At 42.8% G+C, this 25,638-nt stretch carries 23 protein-coding genes; 22 read left to right on the top strand and 1 reads right to left on the bottom strand.

All coding sequences use genetic code 11. The features are described from left to right. Positions 1-14 precede the first annotated feature (14 nt). The 11 genes from AC04NP_RS28295 (at position 15) to AC04NP_RS28245 (ending at position 12,382) form a co-directional block, all read left to right on the top strand. Positions 15-905 (top strand): aldo/keto reductase, encoded by an 891-nt coding sequence (locus AC04NP_RS28295; RefSeq protein ID WP_482863449.1) that lies wholly within the window; start codon positions 15-17, stop codon positions 903-905. 545 nt (positions 906-1,450) lie between these two features. Beyond that, positions 1,451-2,434, top strand: coding sequence for an aldo/keto reductase (locus AC04NP_RS28290; protein WP_482863448.1), 984 nt, complete (start codon positions 1,451-1,453; stop codon positions 2,432-2,434). A gap of 148 nt (positions 2,435-2,582) precedes the next feature. Next, on the top strand, positions 2,583-3,344 hold the full coding sequence (locus AC04NP_RS28285) for an MBL fold metallo-hydrolase (RefSeq protein ID WP_482863447.1): 762 nt from the start codon (positions 2,583-2,585) through the stop codon (positions 3,342-3,344). Positions 3,345-3,442: 98 nt separating this feature from the next. Beyond that, positions 3,443-4,030 carry a TetR/AcrR family transcriptional regulator gene (locus tag AC04NP_RS28280; protein ID WP_482863446.1) on the top strand — a complete coding sequence of 196 codons (588 nt, stop codon included), beginning with the start codon at positions 3,443-3,445 and terminating at the stop codon, positions 4,028-4,030. 333 nt (positions 4,031-4,363) lie between these two features. After that, a complete protein-coding gene (locus tag AC04NP_RS28275) occupies positions 4,364-4,822 on the top strand; it encodes a (2Fe-2S)-binding protein (protein WP_482863445.1) in 459 nt (152 codons plus the stop codon). Positions 4,823-4,845: 23 nt separating this feature from the next. Continuing rightward, positions 4,846-6,978, top strand: coding sequence for a xanthine dehydrogenase family protein molybdopterin-binding subunit (locus tag AC04NP_RS28270; RefSeq protein WP_482863444.1), 2,133 nt, complete (start codon positions 4,846-4,848; stop codon positions 6,976-6,978). Between the two features lie 222 nt (positions 6,979-7,200). Next, entirely contained in the window at positions 7,201-9,522 is a 2,322-nt protein-coding gene (locus tag AC04NP_RS28265; protein ID WP_482863443.1) for a DUF2339 domain-containing protein, read from the top strand. Next, positions 9,506-10,738: a DUF3999 family protein gene (locus tag AC04NP_RS28260; protein ID WP_482863442.1), complete on the top strand. Its 1,233-nt coding sequence runs from the start codon at positions 9,506-9,508 to the stop codon at positions 10,736-10,738. The genes AC04NP_RS28265 and AC04NP_RS28260 overlap by 17 nt, the downstream gene beginning before the upstream one ends. Before the next feature lie 52 nt (positions 10,739-10,790). Continuing rightward, a complete protein-coding gene (locus tag AC04NP_RS28255) occupies positions 10,791-11,612 on the top strand; it encodes a J domain-containing protein (protein ID WP_482863441.1) in 822 nt (273 codons plus the stop codon). A gap of 94 nt (positions 11,613-11,706) precedes the next feature. After that, positions 11,707-12,024, top strand: a complete 318-nt coding sequence (locus AC04NP_RS28250) for a hypothetical protein (RefSeq protein WP_482863440.1) — start codon at positions 11,707-11,709, stop codon at positions 12,022-12,024. Positions 12,025-12,028: 4 nt separating this feature from the next. Beyond that, the gene (locus AC04NP_RS28245) at positions 12,029-12,382 is read left to right on the top strand and encodes an HAD family hydrolase (protein WP_482863439.1); all 354 of its coding nucleotides are present in this window, start codon (positions 12,029-12,031) and stop codon (positions 12,380-12,382) included. 77 nt (positions 12,383-12,459) lie between these two features. Here the strand turns inward: AC04NP_RS28245 and AC04NP_RS28240 are convergent, their stop codons facing one another. Next, the gene (locus tag AC04NP_RS28240; RefSeq protein WP_482863438.1) at positions 12,460-13,371 is read right to left on the bottom strand and encodes a sterol desaturase family protein; all 912 of its coding nucleotides are present in this window, start codon (positions 13,369-13,371) and stop codon (positions 12,460-12,462) included. 213 nt (positions 13,372-13,584) lie between these two features. Between AC04NP_RS28240 and AC04NP_RS28235 the strand changes: the two genes are divergently transcribed. From AC04NP_RS28235 to abc-f, 11 genes are all read left to right on the top strand, one after another. Beyond that, complete coding sequence (locus tag AC04NP_RS28235; protein WP_482863437.1) at positions 13,585-13,926, top strand: ArsR/SmtB family transcription factor; 342 nt, start codon at positions 13,585-13,587, stop codon at positions 13,924-13,926. 163 nt (positions 13,927-14,089) lie between these two features. Then, entirely contained in the window at positions 14,090-14,509 is a 420-nt protein-coding gene (locus AC04NP_RS28230) for an arsenate reductase ArsC (RefSeq protein WP_482863436.1), read from the top strand. Further along, positions 14,487-15,362, top strand: coding sequence for a hypothetical protein (locus AC04NP_RS28225; protein ID WP_482863435.1), 876 nt, complete (start codon positions 14,487-14,489; stop codon positions 15,360-15,362). The genes AC04NP_RS28230 and AC04NP_RS28225 overlap by 23 nt, the downstream gene beginning before the upstream one ends. A gap of 167 nt (positions 15,363-15,529) precedes the next feature. Then, a complete protein-coding gene (locus tag AC04NP_RS28220) occupies positions 15,530-16,183 on the top strand; it encodes a LuxR C-terminal-related transcriptional regulator (RefSeq protein ID WP_482863434.1) in 654 nt (217 codons plus the stop codon). A 138-nt stretch (positions 16,184-16,321) separates the two neighbouring features. Next, a complete protein-coding gene (locus AC04NP_RS28215) occupies positions 16,322-17,230 on the top strand; it encodes a heme/hemin ABC transporter substrate-binding protein (RefSeq protein WP_482863433.1) in 909 nt (302 codons plus the stop codon). Beyond that, complete coding sequence (locus AC04NP_RS28210; protein ID WP_482863432.1) at positions 17,230-18,294, top strand: FecCD family ABC transporter permease; 1,065 nt, start codon at positions 17,230-17,232, stop codon at positions 18,292-18,294. Before AC04NP_RS28215 ends, AC04NP_RS28210 begins: the two co-directional genes overlap by 1 nt. Continuing rightward, the gene (locus AC04NP_RS28205; protein ID WP_482863431.1) at positions 18,294-19,139 is read left to right on the top strand and encodes a heme ABC transporter ATP-binding protein; all 846 of its coding nucleotides are present in this window, start codon (positions 18,294-18,296) and stop codon (positions 19,137-19,139) included. Before AC04NP_RS28210 ends, AC04NP_RS28205 begins: the two co-directional genes overlap by 1 nt. Further along, on the top strand, positions 19,117-20,202 hold the full coding sequence (locus AC04NP_RS28200; RefSeq protein ID WP_482863430.1) for a hemin-degrading factor: 1,086 nt from the start codon (positions 19,117-19,119) through the stop codon (positions 20,200-20,202). The genes AC04NP_RS28205 and AC04NP_RS28200 overlap by 23 nt, the downstream gene beginning before the upstream one ends. Positions 20,203-20,225: 23 nt before the next feature. Next, positions 20,226-22,547 carry a TonB-dependent receptor gene (locus tag AC04NP_RS28195; RefSeq protein WP_482863429.1) on the top strand — a complete coding sequence of 774 codons (2,322 nt, stop codon included), beginning with the start codon at positions 20,226-20,228 and terminating at the stop codon, positions 22,545-22,547. 64 nt (positions 22,548-22,611) lie between these two features. Continuing rightward, a complete protein-coding gene (locus tag AC04NP_RS28190; RefSeq protein ID WP_482863428.1) occupies positions 22,612-23,244 on the top strand; it encodes an HmuY family protein in 633 nt (210 codons plus the stop codon). A 251-nt stretch (positions 23,245-23,495) separates the two neighbouring features. After that, the gene (gene abc-f, locus AC04NP_RS28185; RefSeq protein ID WP_482863458.1) at positions 23,496-25,412 is read left to right on the top strand and encodes a ribosomal protection-like ABC-F family protein; all 1,917 of its coding nucleotides are present in this window, start codon (positions 23,496-23,498) and stop codon (positions 25,410-25,412) included. Positions 25,413-25,638: the final 226 nt, after the last annotated feature.

Genomic DNA, 25,638 nt, shown 5'->3' with positions numbered 1-25,638 from the left:
ATTCAATTCACCCCATGAATTACAGAAAATTAGGAAGCACCGATATAGAAATAAGCGAAATCAGCTTTGGCTGTATGTCCCTTGGCAACAACCAGCGGGAAAATGAAAACCTGATTCATCATGCCACAGATCATGGTATTAATTTTTTCGATACTGCCGACCTTTATCAGAAGGGCTTTAACGAAGAATCCGTGGGTAAGGCGATTAAAAATAAAAGAAAGGAAATCATACTTTGCACCAAAGTCGGCAATGTCTGGAATCCTGATGGCGCGAGCTGGCACTGGGATGCATCCAAAAAACATATCCTGCAATCCGTAGAAGGCAGTCTGTCAAGATTACAAACCGACTATATCGACCTATATCTGCTGCATGGCGGAACCATCGAAGATCCGATTGATGACACCATTGAAGCTTTCGAGCTTCTAAAAGAACAGGGCAAAATAAAGCATTATGGAATTTCTTCCATTCGCCCTAATGTGATCAGGGAGTATGTCAAAAGATCCGGTATAGCAGCGGTGATGATGCAATACAGCCTGCTGGACCGCCGGCCTGAGGAGGCAATGCTGGATTTGCTGAAATCAAACCAAATAGCTGTATTGGCCAGAGGCAGCCTCGCCAAGGGCCTGCTGGCCGGGAAACCACCGGCAGCTTACCTGGATTATCAGATCGAAGATGTGAAGAAAATGCAGGATAGCTTAATGCAAACTGCTCATTCACCCGGGCATTTTTTTAAGATAGCGTTGCAATTTGTCTTGAACAATCCCGCCATCACCAGCGCAGTAGCAGGCATTAGAACCATAGAGCAACTCGCTCAAATATTATCCTTCCATCCGGACACTTCAGATCAGGACATGGACACAATCCAAAACATCTTACCGCCTAACCACTATAGCCGACACCGTTAAGAATAATGATCGTATCAGGATACGGGTACAGTAGAACCTGAAACCGTATTTTAATAAGTACATTTTTTAACAACTAGTTATAATGGACAATTAACAATGTACAGTTGACAATGGACAATTATTTTATGGTATACAGCTTTGGGCCGGGGAGTATGAAATTATCGCATCCTCTGATCATGAAGGGTATCGGATAGGGGAAGGGTATCGGTTGTGCTCCTTCGGCGTAGAAAGGCACAAGGAGACGTGGCTGTTGGGCATCGTATAACAAAAGAAACGAAAGAGGCTGGCGCGCGTTCAGCGCAGGTAACGCGTGCCTCCGAGACGATGAGCGCGCGTTTTCATTATTTTCGAAAAAAACGTTGTGCAACACCTATGAGACGCTTGCGCCATAATTTTACAACAAGCCCATAATCTGCAACCCGTCACTTGGCAACCTGCAACTCGAACCTCGTAACCCGCAACCTGAGCAAACCTGCCACCCTTCCCCCTCATGCTTGAACCTGTCAAAATATGACTATATTTACCAAAAATGTTCATTACAAACCATGAAATACCGACAACTGGGAAGAACCGGATTCGAAGTCTCGGAAATCAGCTTAGGCACCTGGCAGGTGGGCGGCAGGTGGGGTGAACCATTTAGCCACCAAAACGCCGATGAAATACTAAACACCGCTGTTGATCAGGGTATTAACTTTATCGACACTGCAGATGTTTACGGTGATGGTGAAAGCGAAAAGGCAGTAGGCAGGTTGGTTAAGTCCCGCTCCGAAAAAATTTATGTGGCCACCAAATGTGGCAGGAAACTAGCCCCACACATTAATGCCTCCTATACCCCCGAAGCCCTTCGCAGATTTGTGGAAGACAGCCTGAAGCATATGGAATTGGAAACCCTGGACCTGATACAACTGCATTGCCCACCTACAGAAGTATATTACCGGCCAGAGATATTCAGCGAGTTTGACAGACTTATCCGGGAAGGAAAAATACAAAAACTAGGCGTGAGTGTTGAAAAAGTGGAAGAAGCCCTTAAAGCAATTGAGTATGACAACGTGGATACTGTGCAGATAATTTTTAACATTTTCCGTCAGCGGCCGGCTGAACTGTTTTTCCGGGAAGCTTTAAAGAAAAACATCGGTATCATTGTAAGAGTACCCCTGGCAAGTGGCTTACTCAGTGGTAAATTTTCTAAGGAAACGGAATTTTCCAAAGATGACCATAGGAATTTCAACCGGCATGGCCAGGCTTTTGACAAAGGGGAAACCTTCTCAGGAGTAGATTACGAATTGGGATTAGAAGCCGTAGAAGCCATAAAAAAAATAGCTTCTGAAACACCTTTAGCACTTCTTGCCCTGAAATGGATTCTGGCCTTCGAGGCCGTGGGCTGTGTGATCCCAGGTGCTTCGCATGTGGACCAACTGCTCAACAATATGAAAGCCAGCGACCTTCCACCTCCGGATAGCCACAAGGTCAACGCGATCCGTGAAATCTATGAAAAACTCATTAAAGATCAGGTTCATCACCGCTGGTAACCAAAATGCCCGTCAATGTCTCATCAACACTCCGGCTAATTTTATTCATTAAAAACCATATTATCCCACTGTTGGCGACCACAGTTGCCCTTGCTGCCTTCTATGAACTATTCCGGGAAAATTCCGTTTCATTCAAATAAAAAACGCCGTGAAAAATTTAACCCTGTTTATCCTGCTTTCAGCTTTTTTCCATCACCATACACAAGCCCAACGGGCCAGGCCCGATCAGTTGGCAACGGAAAAAGGTATGCTTACCATCCAGCCCGTTTTGCACGGCACGCTGGTATTAACATGGAACAACCAAACCATTTATATCGATCCCTACGGCGGAAAGAATGCCTTCGAAGATATCGCCAACCCTGACCTGATACTCATTACCGATATTCACGGGGATCATATGAATTTGGAAACCCTGAAAACCATTGATATATCGAACAGCACCATTGTCGCGCCCCAAGCAGTAGCGGAAAAACTTCCGGAAAAATACCAGGCAAAGTTAAAAATCCTGGGAAATGGTGAAAACCTGGAATGGTCCGAAATAGGAATTTCAGCTTTACCGATGTATAACCTTCCCGAAACCCCGGACTCAAGGCATCCAAAGGGACGTGGTAATGGATATCTGTTAACAGTAGGTGGAAAATCAGTTTACATTTCAGGTGATACGGAAGACATCCCGGAAATGAGGGCTTTGAAAAACATCGATGTTGCCTTCGTTTGTATGAACCTGCCCTACACGATGGACATTCACCAGGCCTCCGGCGCTGTGCTGGACTTCAAGCCTAAAATCGTTTACCCTTTTCATTACCGGGGCAAAGAAGGGTTGAGCGATGTGGAATCGTTTAAAAAACTGGTGGCTGAGGAAAATGAAAATATTGAAGTAAGGTTAAGGGATTGGTATCCGGAAAATTGAGTGAGTTATGAGCTGCAGGTTGCTCAAACCCGCAACTCGCACCCGCCATCCGTAGTTTTCTCTTTTTTTATTATTTTTGGAATAATCATTCTGGCATTATGGCGCGTACAAAGGCTTTTGACAAAGACGAGGTACTCAACAAGGCCATGGATCTATTTTGGGAAAAAGGGTTTCATGCCACCTCTATTCAGGATTTGGTTGATCATTTGGGCATCAACCGGGCGTCTATGTATGACACTTTTGGAGGCAAAGACCAGCTTTTTATGCAATCCCTGCAGTTGTATCTTCAAAAAAACAAGGCAAATATCCAGGAAATCCGGCATATTCTAAGAGGAAAATCAACAAAAGCGTTGCTGTCAGAGTATTTGTACAAGTCTGTGAGCAAGGAAAAATTATTCCATCAAAAAGGTTGCTTTGCGGCTAATACTACCAGTGAATTATCCAGGGAAAATGACAAAATTTGCTCTGTTTTAACCAATAATATGGAAGAAAATATCCAATATTTTGAGATAGTCATCCGGATTGGGCAGGAAAGGGAGGAAATTGACAAAAACAAAGATGCACGCCACCTTGCCAGGCATTTGTTTGTATTCCTGAATGGGCTCAATATTGTCTCTAAACTCAAACTGAAAGAATCGCTTTTTACTATCGTTGACGCGCAGTTGGATTTCTTGTTTAAAAAATAACTTCCGGAATCCCCTTACCAGTCAACTATTTTTCACTGCGAAACCGGCTGGACAGGTTTGCTTTTCGCATCGACCTCGAAATTTGATTTTTCCTGGGTGCAGAATTAATAGCCCTCCTCATCACCTGGTTAACCGTGGGTCCACAAGCCTTAAAAACAGCTAATATTACTCCTGCGGAATGTTTATTGCAATTGATAATTGACAAAATTGTCAATTATCAATTGTCCATTGTCAATTCCCAACAATAATCTGCCAAATAGCCCGGCCATTAGTATGAATTATCCGTAATACTACTTAAATTAGATAGACCGATTATCTCCAAAAGAAAGAATTATGGCTACATTCAACATCCAGGTTAACGGGCGTCAACAGCAGGTTGATGTCGATCCCGATACGCCCATTTTATGGGTATTAAGAGATCATTTACAATTAGTTGGTACCAAATACGGTTGCGGTATTGCTCAATGCGGCGCCTGTACCATTCACCTCGAAGGTACTGCCGTAAGGGCATGCAGCCTTCCTGTGTCGAGCGTTGGTGACAAGCCTATTACAACTATTGAAGGGTTGTCAGAAGATGCCTCGAACGCTTTACAGGAAGCATGGAGGGAGCACGACGTACCACAATGCGGATATTGCCAGGCCGGGCAACTCATGAGTGCGGCATCGTTCCTCAAATCCAACCCCAATCCCACCGAAGCGGAAATAGACGCAGCGATGGAAGGAAACCTTTGCCGCTGCGGTACTTACAACAGGATTAAGGAGGCCATTCTTACTGCTGCCCAAAACAGTTGATTTTCAACCAAACCTTTTTAAAAATGACACTTATCAAAACAAAACATAACAGAAGATCTTTTCTGAAGGTCACTGCTGCTTCAGGCGGCGGATTGATGTTGGGCTTCAGTTGGGCCATGTCATGCACCCCCGCAGATAAAGTAGCCGAAATACCGTTAGAATGGTTCGATATTAACGCTTTTTTGAGTATTGCCCAAAGCGGTAAGGTCACCATTATGTCACCAAACCCTGAAATTGGACAAAACGTCAAAACCTCCATGCCCATGGTAGTGGCTGAAGAGCTTGACGTGAAGTGGGAAGATGTCATTGTAAAGCAGGCACCGCTGAACAGCGATGTTTTCGAACGCCAGGTAGCCGGAGGAAGTCAGTCTTTACGAAAGGGATGGCAGGCATTGCGCATGGCAGGCGCTACTGCGAAGCAAATGCTCATCGAGGCGGCCGCAAAAAAATGGAATGTTGATAAAAGCACCTGCTCAGCCAGCCTCGGAGTGATTGCAGGGGAAGGCGGTAAATCCGTGACTTATGGTGAAATTGCTTCTTTTGCCGCCGAAATGCAGGTTCCAGATGAAGTGAAGCTAAAGGCTCCGTCTGAATTTACCCTGATTGGAACAGACCGGGGCAACGTTGATATGGAGGGTATCATTACAGGAAAGCCGTTATTCGGCCTTGATACCTACAAGGATGGGATGCAGTTTGCCGTGGTTTTACGCCCCCCTGCATTTGGTACGAAGCTAAAGTCTTATGATGATACCGGGGCAAAGGCCGTTAAGGGAGTAAATGATGTTATCAGATTTGGAGACAAGGTAGCTGTACTAGCCAACTCCACCTGGGCAGCCATGAAAGGAAAAAAGGCCCTTCAGGCGGAATGGGACAATGATGAAAACCTGGAAAGTACGAATTACCATGACCGGGAATTAAGAAAGTTGTTGAACACCAAAGCCGAAGAACCGAAACGGAAAGATGGTGATGTAAATAAAGGTTTCTCACAAGCCGATAAAATTGTGGAAAAAGTTTATGAGGCACCCTTTTTACCACATAATTGTCTGGAGCCGATGAACTTTTATGCACATGTTACCCCTGAAAAAGTAGATTTACTCGGTCCAATCCAAACGCCGGAACGAACCAGGCGCCAGGTGGCGGAACTACTGGGCAGGGATCAAAGCGAAATCTTTATAGGCATGACCCGTATGGGTGGTGGCTTTGGACGCAGGTTGTATGGGGATTTTGTTTTGGAAGCCGCAGAAATTTCGAAATTAGCGAATAGTCCGGTAAAAGTGATCTTTTCAAGAGAAGACGATATGACCGCCGGCACGTACAGGCCTGCTTCTAAATACAAATTCAAAGCCGGCCTGAAAGACGGTAAGATGATCGCCTATCATTTGGTAGGGGCAGGTGTTAATATGGGCAATGCCACCCGGGAAAAAAACTTTCCGGCAGGAACAGTAGCCAACTACCTGGTGGAGTCGCACAACCTGAAAAGCAACATCACTACGGGGGCCTGGCGTGCACCGATTACCAATTTCCTCGCTTACGCAGAACAAAGCTTTTTCGATGAACTGGCTGAAAGTGCTGGTGCCGATCCCGTACAGTTCCGCCTGGATCTGTTTCAGCAGGCCAAAGACAATCCCGTTGGCACGGTGGATTACGATATTGACAAATTCATGGGCGTTATAAAACTTGCCGCGGAAAAAGCAAATTGGGGGAACCCTGATGCCGGTATATTCCAGGGATTCAGCGCTTATTATTCCCACAATACGTATGTGGCAGAAGTAGCCGAGGTAATCATGAAAAAAGATACCCCGGTAGTCACCAAAGTCACTTGTGCAGTGGATTGTGGCATCGTAATCAATCCGATCGCAGCCAAAAACCAGGTGGAAGGTGGTGTGGTAGACGGTGTCGGACATGCGATGTACGGCGATTTCTCCTTTTACAACGGTCAACCGCAGCAAAATAACTTCCATCAATACCGTATGATAAGGATGAAAGAAGCCCCGAAAGTAGAAGCGTATTTTGTAAAAAGCTACAATGACCCTACCGGCCTGGGCGAACCGGCTTTACCCCCGGCAGGAGGTGCTGTGGCCAATGCAATTTATAAAGCTACCGGTCAAAGATTTTACAAACAACCATTTATGAAAGACCAGATTGTACTGGGCTAGTCGCTCAGAAGCGATTTTAAGTTGTGATTATCACCTTATAGAAAACCTCATTTTATATCTGTAAAAGTACATCGGCAGATATAAATGAGGTTTTTTTATTAATTTCCAGACTAAACAATGCACATCGAAACAAATTTAACAGGAATTCATTATATTAATTTCTTTTACAATACTTATGGGAATAAAAAGAGCCCTGTTTTTTTAATTTTTTAAGCTGAGCCAATGTCCGATGCCGATAAAAATATCGACCGACTTCACGAAAAATTAAACCTGCTACTCAAAAAACAAGAAGCTTTTCAGAATGAGATTAATCGCCTTAAACATGAAATAGACTCCCTCAGCACACAGAAAGCTTTTACACAGAAAAATAAACCTGCCACATTGGAAACCGGGGTTGTCGTATCAACGCCTGAAAAAAAAGACCAAGCCAAGGTGCCTGATCCACCACCGTTTAAACCCACTACCCGGATCAAGGTACCGTCTTTCACCATCAAACAAAGCCTGGAGAAGTTCATTGGCGAAAACCTCATCAACAAGATCGGCATTATTATCACCGTCATCGGGGTGGCAATCGGTGCCAAATACTCTATCGAACGTCAGCTCATCAATCCCCTCACCAGGATAATTTTAGGTTATGCGTTCGGAATAATCCTGTTGGTATTGGCCATCAGACTAAAAAAGAAGTACGAGCCTTACAGTGCCGTACTTGTCAGTGGCGCCATGGCTATTTTGTACTTTATTACCTTTGCGGCCTATGATTTGTACGGACTTATCACCCAGCTAACCGCCTTTGCCCTTATGGTGGCGTTTACCGTATTTACTGTTTTTGCGGCCATACAATATAACCGGCAGATAATCGGTGTCATCGGCCTGGTAGGTGCCTACGCCGTTCCATTTTTATTAAGCGACGGATCAGGCAGTCATATCGTCCTTTTAACATATATGACAATTATCAATACCGGCATACTTATTATTGCCTTCAAAAAACACTGGAAACCGCTGTACTACTCGGCCTTCTCCCTAACATGGCTCATATTTACCACCTGGTATATCGCAGATTTCGATCCACAGGCACATATGGCCGAAGGGTTGGCATTCAGCTTATTGTTTTTTATCATTTTTTATCTTTCATTTCTCGCCTATAAATTGGTACAGAATGAAACGTACAGCGTAAGCCATGTTGCTGTCCTGTTATCCAACTCATTTATCTATTTCCTTTTTGGCTACAACATGCTTGGTTACCATGAAAGCAGCAGTCAGTTTTTGGGCTTGTTTACGTTGGGCAATGCGATCATTCACTTCGTTGTAAGCACCATCGTATACCGGAAAAAATTGGCCGATCGCAACCTTTTCTATTTCGTGTCAGGGCTGGTACTGGTGTTCATTACCATCGCTATACCGATTCAACTGGATGGCAATTGGGTGACCATACTATGGGCCTGCGAAGCCGCTTTGTTATTCTGGATTGGCAGAACGAAAAGAGTAACCGTCTACGAGCAGCTTTCCTATCCCTTGATGATACTTGGATTCATCAGTCTCACAGACGATTGGTTTGACAGGAGTTTGATCCTGAATTATGTTCCGGTTTTTAACATCCAATTCCTCTCTTCCCTGATTTTTATGATGGCCATGGGTTTTATTAACCGGATTAATTTCCATAAAAAGTATGCCCTTAAACCGGAAAACCTTCACGCTTACCGGAAGTTGTTCAACTTTACTATCCCGGGCATGCTGGTTTTTGCACTGTATGGCTCACTGCTGCTCGAGGTGATGGCTTATTTTGATCAACAATATGTCAATTCCCTCATCGAGGTCAAATTAAATCAGAATGGATCGACTACTTCATATTATGATAGAGACATCCCCAAATTTAAGGCCATTTGGATGATGAATTATACACTACTGTTTGTAAGCCTTCTGTGCTTTATCAATGTATTCAAGATTAAAAACCAGACCCTGAAGCTGGTAAACATCAGTACCGGGGCAGTAATGCTGATTATTTTTCTTACCGGCGTGTTAACGATTCTGGGCAATCTACGGGAAAGCTATCTCCAGCAATACCTTGGCCAATATTATGAGCGTGGAATCATGCATTTAAGTATCAGATATGTCTCCATCGGCTTTCTGGCACTGTTGCTCGTTGCCGGCTGGAAACAACTGCATAATTGCCAATCGAAACCCAAACCTAAAATAGTTTTTGAGATAATCGTGCATTTAACGATCGTGTGGGTACTGAGCAGTGAACTGTTTCACTGGATGGATCTTTTTGCTGTCAAAAATATCTACAAACTGGGATTAAGCATCCTGTGGGGTGTTTATGCTTTACTACTGGTGGTTTTGGGAATATGGAAAAGTAAAAAATACCTGCGTATGGTGGGCATTGTCTTATTTGCCATCACTTTGTGTAAACTTTTCTTTTATGACATAGCACAATTAAATACCATTAAAAAGACCGTTGTTTTTGTTTCCCTGGGTACATTGTTGCTTATTATTTCTTTTCTTTATCATAAATACAAAAACAAAATCAATGAATACGAAAGCTAGCCTGCTACTGATCTGGTTTTTGGGTTTTGGCACTTTTCAGAGCTCCGGACAAAATCAGGGTTTTAGCTACAAGCGAAAAATTGAAGGCATTTCAGACACCTGGCATAAACTCGTTCTGGAAAATGACATATTTATCAACGCAGCAAATGATTTAGGCGATATTAGGATACTGGGGATCAAAGACGAAAAAGATACGCTGGAGGCTCCATACATCCTTAAAATTGTTACCGGTAAGCATGTAAAAAGCGAAATTCCTTTTAAGCTTATCAATCAAACCACCCATGAAAAAGGGAATTATTACACCTTTGAAGTCCCTGGATCAGAAGAAATCAACCAAATTATTTTAGATTTCGAGGAACAAAATTTTGATTGGAAGGTTGACCTGGAAGGAAGCCAGGACATCAACGATTGGTTTACCATTTTGCAGGATTATCGTATACTTTCCATAAAAAACGCTGTTACAGATTATACATTCACAAACCTCACATTTCCTGCTGCTAAGTTTAAATACTTCCGTTTATTAATAAAAGAGGATGAAAAACCGGGACTTTTAAAAGCAAGCCTGATTAAAAATGAGTCCGAGCCGGGCAAATACCGGAATTATGAGATAAAATCGTTCGAAGTCTCTGAAAACGACAAACATAAACGAACAATTCTGGACGTTCATCTTACCGAATTTGTACCGGTCTCGATGATTATTCCGGACATTGAACAGGATTTCGATTTTTACCGGCCGGTAAAAGTGCAGTGCCTTGTTGATAGTGTAGAGGGACCGGATGGGTGGAACTACAACTACCAGGAGGTCTTTAGTGGCATGTTAAGCTCGCTGGAAGAGCCCGGGATAACCCTGAACCAGCCAAAAGCTTCTGTATTTAAAATCACGATTGACAATCAAAACAATACCCCTTTGAAAGTCAATTCGGTGGTTATACGCGGCAACCTGTATGAGTTAACCTGCCGGTTTTCGGAACCTGCCACTTACTTTCTTTTTTATGGAAACAAAGGCCTGGCTGCACCGGATTACGACATAGGATGTTTCAGCGATAAAATCCCGGTGGATATTCTCCCTTTAAAACTTGGTGCAACCGAATCAATACCACTAAATCAGGAAGCTACATCACAGCCCCTTTTCACGAATAAGCTATGGCTTTGGACGCTGATGATATTAATTATTGCTCTTTTGGGATGGTTCAGTTTCAAAATGATAAAAAAATAAATCCATTACAACCTTGCTCCGTTAAAGCGGTTTTTGCTTATTTTAACACTTTATGAGCAGGAATAAATACCTTCGGATTCTAGAGCTGCAACCGGGCGTGTCAAAAAAAGAGATCAAGCAGGCCTACAGACGGTTGTCAAAAAAATATCATCCGGATGTGAGCAAAGATGTCCATGCTAAGGAAAAATTTATAAGCATTAACGAAGCGTATAAATTTTTGATGGAGGTAGGCGCTCATCCCAGACAACAGCAGGCATCCTCACCCGCCTACGAGTATAATGCCCATGATGAGGCCTTTGAGGCATGGCGCCGAAAAGCACGCGATTATGCCAGAAAAAGAGCGACCGAGGCAGAAAGGGAAAGAAGCCTGTTAATAAAGGATATCCTGATCTGTTTCAAGTATGTGGCCGTGGCAATTGCCCTCTTCGACACATTGCTGGCCATTGACTACATCATTCCTTACCAAATCCGCAGGGATGAGATTCTGGGTATGGAAAAGGTGAGAAAAGTATTTGACAGAAGGTATGGTGACAGGGATTTTTCATACAAATATTTAGATATATCGTTACATACCAACCATATAAGGCTAACAGCCCAGGCACAACTGTATTTCAATGATCATGACCCTGTCATGATTACTTCGACGAGGATTTTCAACACCCCTGTTTCTTTGGAAAACATCTCCGGTGACCCCGGACCGGTCTTTGAACAAGCCTACGGAATTTACAGGGGATTTGGCTTTTTGATACCTATTGTGATGATTTGCCTGTTGTTTTACGGTTTTATTGTAAAAAATCAGGAAAACAGATTTTCACTGGCCATTGTATTAGCCATGCTTTTTATCATTCAACTGTATATTTTTATCGCCGTTTGAACGAATGGCTGATTATTTTAACAGAAATGTTTAAATTGCCTGCCCCTTAAAAGAAGCGACCTTTAACCAATGAAAAAAATTAAAATCATTGCCTTTGACGCTGTGGGTAAATGAGCCACTTTTTACTGATACCCGTGAGAAATGTAAGTCGATTTTGGCCCCCTACATAAAGCCCTCCGAAATTGAAGAAAAACTGTATGAAACTGAAATGAGAAATTTACACTTGTTCGGCTACGGAATTAAAGGGTTTGTGCTTTCTATGATTGAGACTGCCGTACAGTTATCTTACGGTAACATTTCAGGAAAAGAAATACAACAAATCATCAACATGGGAAAAGAAATGATTCAACAGCCCATCCGGCTTATCCCTAAAGTGCGGGAAACACTTGAAAAACTATGGCTAGGAATATGAACTGATGGTTATCACCAAAGGCGATCTGTTTGATCAGGAAAGCAAAATCGCCCGATCGGACCTGGCTGGGTTTTTCAGTATCATTGAAATAGTCAGTGAAAAATCGGAAGACACCTATGCCAGGATCATTGACCGGTACCAGATCAATATGAACGAATTTCTCATGGTTGGCAATTCGCTGAGGTCCGACGTGCTACCGGTATGTAACCTCGGGGGCAGGGCTGTGCATGTTCCTTTTCACACTACCTGGAAACATGAGGAAATAGTGGAAAATCTCACCGAAGATCTGGCCTATCTTAAAATTGGGAGTATCGAACACCTGTCAGACATTCTTGTGCAATTGAATGGTAAAGCGTGAAATTGGCACCGGGAATCATTGAAAATAAACGTTAATTAATCCACTTATGCTTTTGAGACATGAAATATTATCAACATTTAAAACAGGCATTTATCCGGCGGTGTTTCTGTTTCAGGTAACTGCGAGCGGGTTTGAGAGTGGGTCTCTTCATTTTCCCCAAACTTCGCGCCCTGCGGCGGCCTGTATTTTTGAAAAGGTATCGCCAACAAATTGCCGAGCGCATCATGCTCTGTGGCATCCATATGTGTATCAATGCCATACTTTAACGTTTTGGTATCCTCGACCTCAGCGAAAGTGCCAAAGATCCTGTCCCAGATTGAAAATATGTTGCCATAGTTGGTATCCGTAAGCGGTTGCGTGTAGTGATGGTGCACTTTGTGCATTAGTGGGGTAACAAAAACATAAGAAAGCATCCGGTCCACGGACTTTGGTACACGAACGTTGGCATGGGTGATATGGGCAAATAATACCGAAAGGCTTTGATATAACATCACGGTCCCCATGGGAGCCCCGACAATAACCACCGCCATGATGGTAAAGCAAATTCTAAAAACAGTTTCACCGGGATGATGTCTCAAACCGGTTGTGACATCTACAGTGGTATCGCTGTGATGAACCAGGTGAAACTTCCACATCCATTTTACCTTATGTTCGGTCCAATGTATCAGATAGGCGCCAATAAGGTCGAGCAGCAATACCCCGACAACCACCTGCAGCCAAAGGGGCATTTCTACGATGTATAACAACCCAAATTTATTAGACGAGGCAAAATCAGAGGCCCAAAGCAAAACCCCTGCTAAACCGAATCCAATAATTACTGTCGTAAGTGTAAAAAACAGATTTAACCCCGCATGCCTTACTTTTTTGTATTGAAAGGCAAACAAAGGCAAGGTTCCCTCCAAAATCCAAAAAAACACAAGCCCTCCGATTAATAAGGTGGTCCTGAAGGCGGGAGGAATATTTTCAAAATAATCTAACAGTGCTTCCATTTCCAAATTCTTTAGTGTCAATACATCTGCACATGAGTGCAGTTAACAAAATAGCCTCTAATGATCACACTACAACTGGCCGATGCTGCTTTTAATCTATAAAAATAAATTAAATTTTCATCAAAACAGGCCAAAAAGGTCAGATAATAGTGCGTCTGAATAGAATAATCTTCTTTTTTTTGGTATAATCGGTTTATTTATCGTAATATTACGATGAAAGAATACGTTATGGGCACCACCAAAGCACAGTACTTTACCAAAGAGCAAAACACAATAGCCGATATGGCAAGGGCCATAGGACACCCGGCCAGAGTGGCGATATTGGAATGTTTGGTGGACGCTAACGGCTGCATTTGCAGTGACTTTGTTAACGAATTACCTTTGGCACAGTCAACCATATCACAGCATCTGAAAGCGTTAAAAAAAGTTGGTATCATCAAAGGTAAGGTGGTAGGTACCAGGGTTTACTATTGTATCGACAAGACAGTGTGGCGTGAAGCAAGGGAGGCTTTTCATGTTTTGTTTAACGCTGGTCAAACCATGGATGATTGTTGAAAAGTATACATGGACAAGGTCGATAACAATTCTAGTCACGATTCTAGTCATAGTATGACTCCAAGTCATACTATGACTAATAACGAAAATAGCAGCGAAAGCGATCAAACAAATAATTAAACATTTAACTAATTATAAATTTCTATTTTTTTACAGTAAAACAATGAGTAAAAACATGCTGGTTCTATGTACCGGCAATTCCTGCAGAAGTCAGATGGCGGAGGGTTACCTGAAACATTTTGCCGGTGACAAAGCCCGGATTTACAGCGCGGGTGTAGAAACGCACGGTGTCAACCCCAGGGCCATCGCTGCAATGAAAAAGGATGGAATAGACATTTCCGGTCACACTTCCAACCATGTCGATGAATTCAGTGATATTGATTTTGATCTGGTCATTACAGTTTGCGATAATGCTAAGGAAAGGTGCCCGGTGTTTCCATCCAGGGCCAGGCAATTCCATCAGAATTTTGAAGATCCTGCCAAAGTAACCGGCCCGGAAGATGTGGTTAACAGAAAATTTGAAGTGGTGAGGGATAAGATTAAAACCTATTGCCAACACTTTGTTCAGGATAATCTGGACTGACCCGGAGCAAAACCGGAAACTGACACCTGGATGGCACATTAATTGCTCAGCATTAAAACAGATACAAATCGCTACTACCATGCTTATCCTATCCAGGCTAAATCCCGTTTTGGCCACCATCACTTTCTTAGTGATTTCAGGCATTTGCTCTGTTGTATGTAATGCCCAGGTTGGAGAAGTCATCGAAAAAGCCAAAGAAAACAAAAGCGGCAAAAACCGGTCCTCAGATGACAGGCTAAGTTCAGGTTGGTTTTTTGTAGACATGTTTATTGGTATCACCGATTTTGCCATACGCACTATCCCAGTAGCTCAGCAGGATATTTTGAGCAGAAAGTATGAAGAACCGTGGTTGGTATCCTTAGAAACCGGATTTACGGGTGGTTACGCGGGACCTCATAACACGCTGGCTTTTATCCCTGCTTTGCAGGGAAACTGGGGATTGTTTTCTTCGGAATTCAGACTTAACCGCATTTTTGACGCAAGCGGTAATTTTCAGACACTCGATTGGCAAATACTGGCATTTAATCTCATAAATCGTGAAAAGGTGAAATTTTATATGGGCGGGGGATTCAGCCACCATCAAAAAACCAGTGATACATTCATGGAATATGCAACAGGTCTTAAGTTATTTTTCGATCAAAGATCCCTGTCACCAGCCATTTCCGTACGTTGGTCCCCTGATTTTAATACTGGTATCACCACCAGGTTCGAATTAAACACCCGGCTTTCCAAACGGATCATAAGCACAGACAGATTTCACGTGAACATGATGGCAGGCCTGGTATATCAAAGATACTTTGAAACAACGGACTTTTACTTTGTTCAGGCCGGGGTCGACTTTATGATATTTTAGGTATTACGTTCAAGGCATGTGTTGTTAAAATTTCAATTTTTTCTCCGATCGAAGTGAATGTTCCAAATAATTCTGAGCACACTTCAGAAAATGATCAAACTATTTCCTTTTTAACTTGTTGGAATATATATTTGTTCACTATTTATATTTAATCTAAATAAAGAGAGTTGTCAGAGATAAAGGTTGTATTAGCCGATAAACATGATTTGACCAGTGCCGGAATAAAGGCTTTTATCTCCGAAAGGCACGATCTGACACTCATTAAATCAGCCACCACTAAAAACGCCCTGCTCAAATCCCTGAAAGAAAACAAGCCCGATGTTTTGATCGCCGACTACAACATCCAGGGATTTCTAACACTGAATGATCTGGAAGAAGCGAAAGCAGTATCATCGCAAACCAAGTTACTGATCGTTTCTTCGGATAATGACAGGGAAAATATCAACAAGGTATTGGAGTCGGGCATTAATGGTTATGTCACAAAAGAATGCTCTAAGCAGGAAATTGTCAACGCCATCTACGCAACTGCTAAAGGGCAAAAATTTTTCTGTAACAAAATTCTGGATATTCTTTTGGAGAAGCACACCCAAAAGGAAGATGAAAATTGTGAGCCCACCAACCTCAGCAAAAGGGAGACTGAAATACTGAAGCTGATTGCCAAAGGAAATTCCACACTAAAAATAGCAGATAAACTTCATCTGAGCCACCATACGGTAAATACCCACCGCAAAAACATCCTGAAAAAGCTGAAAGTCAAATCACCGACCGAGTTGATCATATATGCCATCAACACTGGAATGGTTAAACCAAATAATACCTAATCATGGTGAATTCGGCTACTATTTATAGCTATTGAGTATGCCTACTACTAGCTATTAGAAAATACCCACCGGAAGCGATTGACACAGGAAGTCCCGTGCTGTAAATTTGAATAATTATTTATAATCATTCTAAATAACATGCATAAAATTAACCTGTATATACCACTAGGGTGCTTAATGATCATGAATATTTTGGGGACAAGTACTGCGTTTAGCAAGAACCAGCCATCAGATATAGCCCAAAGAAAGATAATCACCGCAGGCAGTGCCATCACTGAGGTCGTTTGTGCCCTTGGTCATTGTGACGACATCATTGCCACGGACAGGACCAGCATTTATCCTGAGAAAATGCAAGGTCTTCCTTCCATAGGTTACCGGAATAATATCAATGCTGAAAATATCATTGCGCAGGCGCCTGATCTCATTTTGGCTGAGAAAGGCTATGTTAGAAGGGAGATTATTAATCAACTTCAATCTACTGACATTGAATTTCACGCACTGATCGACCCGTTGTCCTTTGAGGACACTAAGACACTTATCCGGGAAATAGCTGAAATATTGAATGCCACTTCAAAAGGTGAAAAATTGATCAAAAGCATGGAAGCTGAGTGGAAAGAAATTGAAACTTCGCTGGCGGCAGTAGATACAAAACCAAAATTACTATTTATCTTCTCCCGTGGGCCGGGTGCACAAATGATAGCGGGTGATGAAACTTTTGTGGTAAATCTTTTCAAAATGGCTTCGGGCAAAAATGCTGTGACAGCGATAAAAGGCTTCAAGCCACTAAATACCGAGTCGCTGATCACAGCCAACCCCGATTATGTGGTTTTCGGAAACCAGGGGCCACATGTTATTGCTGCCGGAGCCAAGGGAAAAAATGAGGCATTGAATATCCCTGGTATGGCACAAACTACCGCTGGTCGAAAACTTCAGTTTATTACCCTTGATTTGGTGATGATATCCAACTTTGGCCCCCGGCTCATGCAGGCCGTTAGGGAATTGGCAAGTGCAATTCACCCTGAAATACAAAATGAACTAAGCCGGTAATGATTGTTCACTCCATAGTCAAAAAGAATTCAAAGGCATTGGCTATACCTTTGCTGTCAGTATTACTGCTGGTCATTTTCATAATTTCATTAGGCATCGGTGCAGTCAGGATATCAGGACTGGAAATCATCTACCTTTTTCTCGAAAACATGGGATTGGTAAATGTTGAAATCGAGGAGGTAAAAGCCATTGTACTATATGATATAAGGTTACCCAGGCTTTTCCAAACCGTTTTAATCGGAGCAGCCCTTGGGGCCAGTGGTGCTGCCTTACAGGGCATTTTTCGTAACCCACTGGTTGAGCCGGGTTTAATCGGGATCTCAGGAGGTGCGGCTGTCGGAGCAGTAGTAGTCATAATTTTCGGAGGTCTTATCACACAGGTAGTCAAGGATATATTGGGCGTATACATCCTTCCGGTTTTTGCCTTTATCGGTAGTCTGGTAGCCACCTTGACGGTTTATTACATCGCCAAATCAGTAAGCAAAACAAACGTAACACTGCTTATACTTGCCGGAGTAGCCATCATGGCATTATGCCAGGCCTTAATCGGATTAGGCATATTTTATGCCGATGACAATCAAATACGTACTTATAATTTCTGGATTTTAGGTGATCTGAGTGGCGGTACCTGGGAAAAAATCATCACAGCAGCGCCATTGATTATTTTGCCTGTGATTCTTATTTTAAGACATAACAAGTCATTAAATGCCATTTCAATCGGCGAGGCAGAAGCCTATCATATGGGAGTCGATGTAGAAAGGGTTAAATATGTAATCATCATCCTCAGCGCCCTTGCAGTAGGCACGGCAGTTTCGCTGGCAGGAATAATTGCCTTTATTGGTTTAGTAATTCCACATCTTGTTCGATTAGCCTTCGGACCCGATCACAAAATTGTATTATCCGGGTCCGCCTTAGGAGGGGGCATACTTTTAATGGTCGCCGATATTATCGCCCGCACGGTCGTAAGCCCTGCGGAACTTCCCATTGGTATTATCACTGCCATGATTGGTACCCCCTTCTTTATTTATATTTTGATGACCGCCAAAAAGAAAAAAATGATCTGATGCTCATAGCCAGGAATATATCGTATTCGATTGGCAACAAGTCCATTCTCCGTGATGTTGATCTTACGCTGGAACCTGGAGAGTTTAAAGCAATTGTAGGACCTAACGGAGCGGGAAAATCCAGCTTGTTGAAAATAATTACGGGTGAAAACAAGTCTTACAAAGGTAAAGTTCATTACCACGGGAAAATGCTTAATGCCTTCAAAATTAATGAAATATCGAAAGTAAGGGCTGTGCTTCCGCAGGAATCCCAGGTCAATTTTCCTTTCACAGTGAGTGAAATTGTAGAGATGGGAAGGTCCACTTTCAGGGATAAAAAATCACAATTGGACAAAATTGTGAAAGCAGTGATGCAAAATACGAATATCACGCATTTACGAGACCGAAGTTATCATTCATTATCAGGAGGTGAAAAACAAAAGGTTCAACTCACCAGGGTCATGGCACAAATGTGGGGGAGCAGTAATTTATCGAGGTTTATTTTCCTTGATGAGCCCACGGCGAGTCTTGATATGGCCCAGCAACATCAGATGATGGGTTTGGCGAAGAAGTTATCCAAAAACAATATTGGCGTTCTTGCGGTTATCCACGACTTGAATCTGGCCATACCATATGCTGATAACATAGTATTTATGAGACAAGGAGAAGTAATTTGCCAGGGGAAAGTGAAGGATATTATGCGTAAGGAAAATATTGAAACGACATTCAGTCACGAAGTTACCGTCACCTTTGACCAGGTGAATAAAGTGCCTTATGTCATTCCAAAAATCAATCGACCGGAGGCGAAAAATAATGTTGTGAGAAATTTAAATTATGAGTCTTATGAGCAAATCAACAATTACTGAATTGATAGAAAACGACCTTTCTAAGAGGTGGGAAGATGTTAAAAATAATAATCCGGGTATAAGAATCAGAGAAGCTGCAAAGCGTTTGAATGTCAGCGAAGCAGTTCTCCTGGCCACAACCCTAGGAGAAAATTGCATCAGGCTGGAGGGTAATTGGAAAAAGTTTTTGAAGCGGTTGCCTGAACTGGGTAGGGTAATGTCCCTGACCAGGAACGAAAGCTGCATCCTGGAACATAAAGGAACTTTCGAAGAAGTAAAAACATTCGGGAAAAATGATCATGCCATGGCAACTGTAATCGGTGCCATTGAAACCAGGGTGTTTTTCAAAAACTGGCATGTAGCTTTTGCAGTTAAACAGCAAAAAAAAGACAGAGAACTTACCAGCCTGCAGGTTTTTGATAAAAGCGGCGATGCGATTACTAAAATCTATCTGCAAGACGCCAGTAACTTCGATGCTTATAATAGTATCGTCGGTGAATTCAAGGCCAGGGATCAATCCCTCTCTCAGCCGGTATCGGAAATTCTCGGGAAAGAGTATGCCAGTAAAATCGATGAAAAGGCTTTTTTGGAAGGTTGGGGAAAGCTAAAGGACACCCATGATTTTTTTGGTTTGCTCAATGAACACAGTGTTCACAGGCATCATGCCCTAACCATCGCCGAGGGTAAATTTACACGTAAAATAGCGCTTTCTTCCACCATTCAACTTCTAAATGAAGCTTCTAAACTAAAAATACCGATCATGATATTTGCCGGAAACAAAGGAAATCTGCAAATCCATCAGGGACCTGTAAGAACGATCCGGCTACTCGAGCGTGGCCATCTCGGTAACGAAAAATGGCTCAATGTGCTGGATCCTGATTTTAATCTTCACTTGCGCCAGGACCACATAAAATCTGCGTGGGAAGTAAGAAAACCAACAGAGGACGGCATAGTGACCAGTGTTGAAGTATTCGATGAAAACCAAGAACTAATAGCCTGGTTTTTTGGCCTGCGTAAGCCAGGAAACAAAGAATTGGATGCATGGAAAGAACTGGTTGACCGTTTGCCGACCGATAAATACTGAATAACTTTTCAAATACGACTGTTATGAAAAAGAAGCTGGTGAGTCTTCTGGTCTGTATTTTTATTGTCTCTCAAGGTTTTTCCCAGCTATCGACCGGAACAATAAAAGGCAGGATACTCGATATGAATAAGAATCCACTGCCTGGCGCTGTAATCAAACTGGAAAACAGTGTCACAGGAACAGTAAGTGACGCAAATGGTCATTATAGGCTGGATAAAGTGCCTACAGGTAAACAAAAAGTTTTTTTTAACTTCCTGGGTTTTCAGGAAGTCGGTAAAAAAATCTTGGTCCAACAGGGCATTAATGAATTAAGTGACGTCATATTAAACGAAGAGATTAGATCCCTGGATCAGGTAGTGATTACCGCAACAAGAACCGAAACAGATATCGAAAATGTTCCTGTACCGCTCCAAATAATTTCCAAAGAGGAAATCCGGAATATCGGGGCAACCAGGTTGAACGAGGTTTTGTTAGAGCAAACCGGATTACTCATCGACTCCGATCACGGTACGGGGCTTCAGATTCAAGGCTTTGCTGCTGACTATGCCCTGATCCTCATTGACGGCGAGCCGGTGATCGGAAGAACTGCAGGGACGCTGGATTTATCCAGGATTGCAGTCAACAATATTGAAAGGATTGAAATTGTGAAAGGGCCCACGTCTTCACTTTATGGGAGTGAAGCTATGGCCGGTGTAGTTAATATTATTACCAAGCGAAATCTAAGTCCGTTTTCTGTTGGACTCCAAAGCCGTTACAGAACCAACAACACCCTTGACTTCAATAGTAGTGTAGCCAGCCTCGGTGATAAATTGGGTGTAGAGATGAATCTGGATTACTTGAGATCCGATGGCTATGACCTCACTCCCAATACTATCAGCAACACTGCCCCTGAGTTCAATGCCTATACCATACAGCCAAAAATCAGCTACAAATTCAGCCAGCGCACCAATCTGGCAGTTAGTGCCAGGTACTATCATGAAGAACAGGAAAACAGGCAGGAAATTAAAAATGAACAGGATACCTTTGTCGTTAGCGACCAGGGACTTAGGAAAGATTATGCCATTAACACAGACCTCACCCATACCTTCAATGCCCGTCACAAACTAAGGCTGAGAAATTACTATACAAAATATGAAACAGAAACAGAGTTAAACCATCAAAATGATGGATCTTTGTATAATTTTAACTTTTTCGATCAATCCTTCAACCGCACAGAACTCCAATATGATGCTGTCATCAGCCCTATACAAAGCGCTACCCTGGGAGCAGGTTTATTTGTTGAAGAAGTAGAGGCTACACGATACGAAAATGTCAATCAATTCACAGCCTCCTATGCTTTTGCTCAGTATCAGTGGGCACCACTTGAAAAGTTTAATATAGTGGCGGGCGCACGGTTTGACCAGCATAGCGAATACTCCTCACAGCTTTCTCCAAAACTGGCCGTACAATACAGGTTTAATGAAAAGCTTAAAGTTCAGGTTTCTGCCGGGGCCGGATATAAAGCACCTGACTTCAGGCAGTTACTATTGAATTTCACCAATCCGGTAGTTGGGTACAGTGTGCTTGGCTCCAGTGTTGTCAGGGAAGGCATCCGCCGGTTGGAAGCCGAAGGCCAGATAGCTCAAATTCTGATTGACCCGAACACCATAAGCGAAATAAAGGCAGAAAGTTCCTGGTCGTTCAATTTTGGCTGGGAATGGAAGCCATTTGCTGATAAAGACTTCCTCATAAAAACTAATTTATTCAGGAACCTTATCAATGACCTCATAGATACAACGCCGGTAGTAAGAAAAACCAATGGTCAAAATGTCTTTTCCTATTTTAACTTCGACGAGGTTATCACACAGGGAGTTGAGGCGGAAATGCACTATCGACCGCTCAATAACCTCTCCTTCAGACTTGGCTATCAGTTTTTGGATACAAGGGATGTGGAGATGTTAAATGAGGTTAAAGAAGGGAGAGTATTCGCTGCCGGAGAAAATGGTGCTAGTGCTTTCAGAATCGATAGATCGGATTACAAGGGACTATTTAACCGCTCCAGGCATTCAGGCAACATCAAAGTTAACTATCACCTGAAAAGACTGGGCATGGATTTTTCTGTCAGGGGCATTTATACCGGAGAATTTGGTGTACGTGATTCTAATTTTAGCGGCGTTTATGATGCCTATGATGAGACAGCAGATGATAATTTGTTATGGAACAGTTCAATACAAAAGTTTTTCCGCAACGGCTTTGCTTTAGAGGCCGGTGTACGAAATATGCTGGACAGGAGAAATCAGCATGTGCCCACTATGCCCGGCAGGATATTGTTCGGGGGTTTTTCATACCAATTCAGCAAACAATAATAACATAGAACAAAAGTGAGCAATAATAATAAACATGGAGTGATAACATAATCATATTAATCAAATGAAACCTTTAAAACAAATATTACTGATAAGTTTGTTACTGTTAACAGCAGCTTGTGATGATGACGATGAGCCGGAGGCAGTAGCACCTTTGGAAGCACAAATAGCTAATGATATTCCGGCTAATCCGCAACCTCCGGGTCCACCTACCGGTGCCCTCCCTGATTATACATTATTCAGCTTTGAAACCGGGGCTATCGTGGCCGATTCTGACTCGACTACCACTAATTGGGATATAGGATTGAGCGGGCTTTCTATTATTGTCAATGGTGGTGTAAGTGGTCCCGGATCAACAGAAGCCCAGATATTAACAGGCTTGTTCGATGAAATAACCACAGCCCCGGAAAATGGGTACGCTTCTGATACAGCCGAGGGTACTGCGATTCCCACCGGAAGTGGAAACGGATGGTATAACTATAATCTGAACGGAAACAACGTGGTAACCCCTATCCCCGGCAGAGTTATCGTAATCAGAACAAATGATGGTAATTATGCAAAATTTGAGATTTTAAATTACTATAAGGGGAATCCGGATGTTACCACAGCGGAATTTATCGACTTTAACACCCGTCCTCCTGGCAGATATTATACCTTTAAATATGTGTATCAGCCGAATGGGAGCAGGGATTTCTAGTCTTATCGGTAGTGCAAGAAGCTTCACAAGCTTAGCTTTCTGAAAATCAAAAGGATATATGCATTATTTTTAAAGATATTAAGTCCTTGGTGGCCCCACAGCTTTGAGTTAAATTTGATGCGACACAACTTAAAAAACAATAGGGGCTACCAAGGCACAAATTTATGCATAGATCCCCGGTAACGCTGAAAATAAGGGCGAGACAGGATGAAGAATTTTTATATAATCTTTTTAGCCTTTACTTTTGCAGCATGCTTTCTATCAATAACCTCACCTACTACATCGGTGGCCGCCCTATTTATGATAAAGCCTCCCTGCATATAAAGCCAAGGGATAAAATCGGTCTGATTGGGTTAAATGGAACCGGTAAAACCACTTTGTTAAGATTGATTACAGGCGAATACCAGTTCGACAGCGGCGAAATCAGTAAGAGCAACGATTGTACCATCGGTTTTTTGAATCAGGATCTTCTCTCCTATCAGTCTGATGAAAGCATCCTGCACGTTGCTATGGAGGCTTTTGAAGAAACATTGGAAGTCCAGCGCCAGATAGACAAGATTTTGCACCGGATGGAGGTCAACTATGAGGACAAACTGGTGGACCGGCTCACGAAATTACAGGAGCAATTCGAGGCGATGGATGGTTACACCATGCAATCGAAAGCTGAAGAAATACTGGAAGGAATCGGATTCGATACCGAAGATTTAAACCGGCCTTTGAACGAGTTTTCAGGCGGTTGGCGCATGCGGGTGATGCTGGCAAAGCTACTGTTGGAAAAGCCTTCGCTATTAATGCTGGATGAGCCCACCAACCATCTTGACCTGCCATCTATTCAGTGGATAGAACAATATCTGAGGAGCTATGAAGGGGCGGTAATTGTCGTTTCGCACGACCGGCAGTTCCTGGATAATACTGTAAAAACCATTGTAGAAGTAGCTGGTTTACAATTAAATCTATATCCGGGAAATTATTCCTTTTACCTGCAAGAAAAAGCTTTACGGTCTGAAATACAACAAAATGCCTTTGAGAATCAGCAACAGATGATCAAACAAACGGAAAAGTTCATTGAGCGATTCAGGGCTAAAGCTACCAAAGCCAGACAGGTACAATCCAGGGTAAAGGCCCTGGAAAGACTGGAACGTGTGGAAGAGGTGGTTGATACCAATAAGCCAATTAATTTCAAATTTGAATTCCGGCAAAAATCAGGAAGATTTATCATTAGCCTGAACAATATCTCCAAAGCCTACAACGACCTGGAAATTTTCAAAAATACCACGGCAGCTATTGAAAGGGGCGATAAAATCGCATTGATCGGGGCCAACGGAAGAGGGAAATCAACCCTGCTGAGAATTATAGCCGGCACGGAATCTATGACGGGAGAAAGAATTGAGGGCTACAATGTAATTTCTGCTTTTTATGCGCAGCACCAGTTGGAATCCCTGAATGTGAGTAATGAAATACTCGAGGAATTAAAACAAGCGGGTAGCGGTAAAACAGAAACTGAGTTAAGGAATGTGTTGGGTTGTTTTTTATTCATCGGTGAGGACGTTTTCAAAAAAATCAAGGTCCTTTCGGGTGGGGAAAAATCCAGGGTGGCACTGGCAAAAACCCTGATTTCAGAAGCGAACTTCCTGTTGCTCGATGAGCCTACCAACCACCTTGATATTCAATCCGAAAACATTCTGATTCAAGCCCTGCAACAATACAAAGGCAGCTTTATCATCGTCTCGCACAACCGCCACTTCATCGCCCGGACAGCCAACAAAATCTGGTACATTGATAATCAGGAGATTAAGGAATACCCGGGTACTTACGAGGAATACGAGTACTGGCGCAATAAAAATGCTACCGATGAGGTTCCCACTGCCAAAAACCCGAAAAAAGAACCCGTCCGGAAAAAGCAGGATCCGGAACCATCCACGGGCAAGCAGTCCCAATTGAAAAAACTGCATGATGAGCTGAATGAACTGGAGAAAGAAATCAACCGTTTGGATCAGGAAAAAACCCGGCTGGAGGATGATATGGCCACACCGGCCATCTATGCGAATCCCGACCAACTAGCCGAAGTCAGCGCCCGCTACGATGGCGTTAACCGGTCTCTTACATCAGCCCACGAAAAATGGGAAGAACTGGCATCTGAAATTGACCAGTTGGAAACCCAAAACTGAAAACCTCTGTGTCTTGGTGGTTCACCATTTTTCACCACGGAGGCACCAAGGCACAAAGAGACACAAAGAATTTTGTAGAAAATGTCATGTAACAGCTACAGGCCATCCCGGAAAATTCATAAATTTCTGTTTTTCAGCGTCTTAACTTGTTGCTAACAAAAGAAAAAACCCCGAAATAGGCTGAAATAAGCTTTTTTCGGGGTTTTTATCTTGTTATATTGTAGTT

Source organism: Agaribacillus sp. DX54 (genome assembly GCF_056858335.1).
The sequence above is the reverse complement of the archived record's forward strand: the minus strand, read 5'-3'. Positions and strand labels throughout refer to the sequence as shown.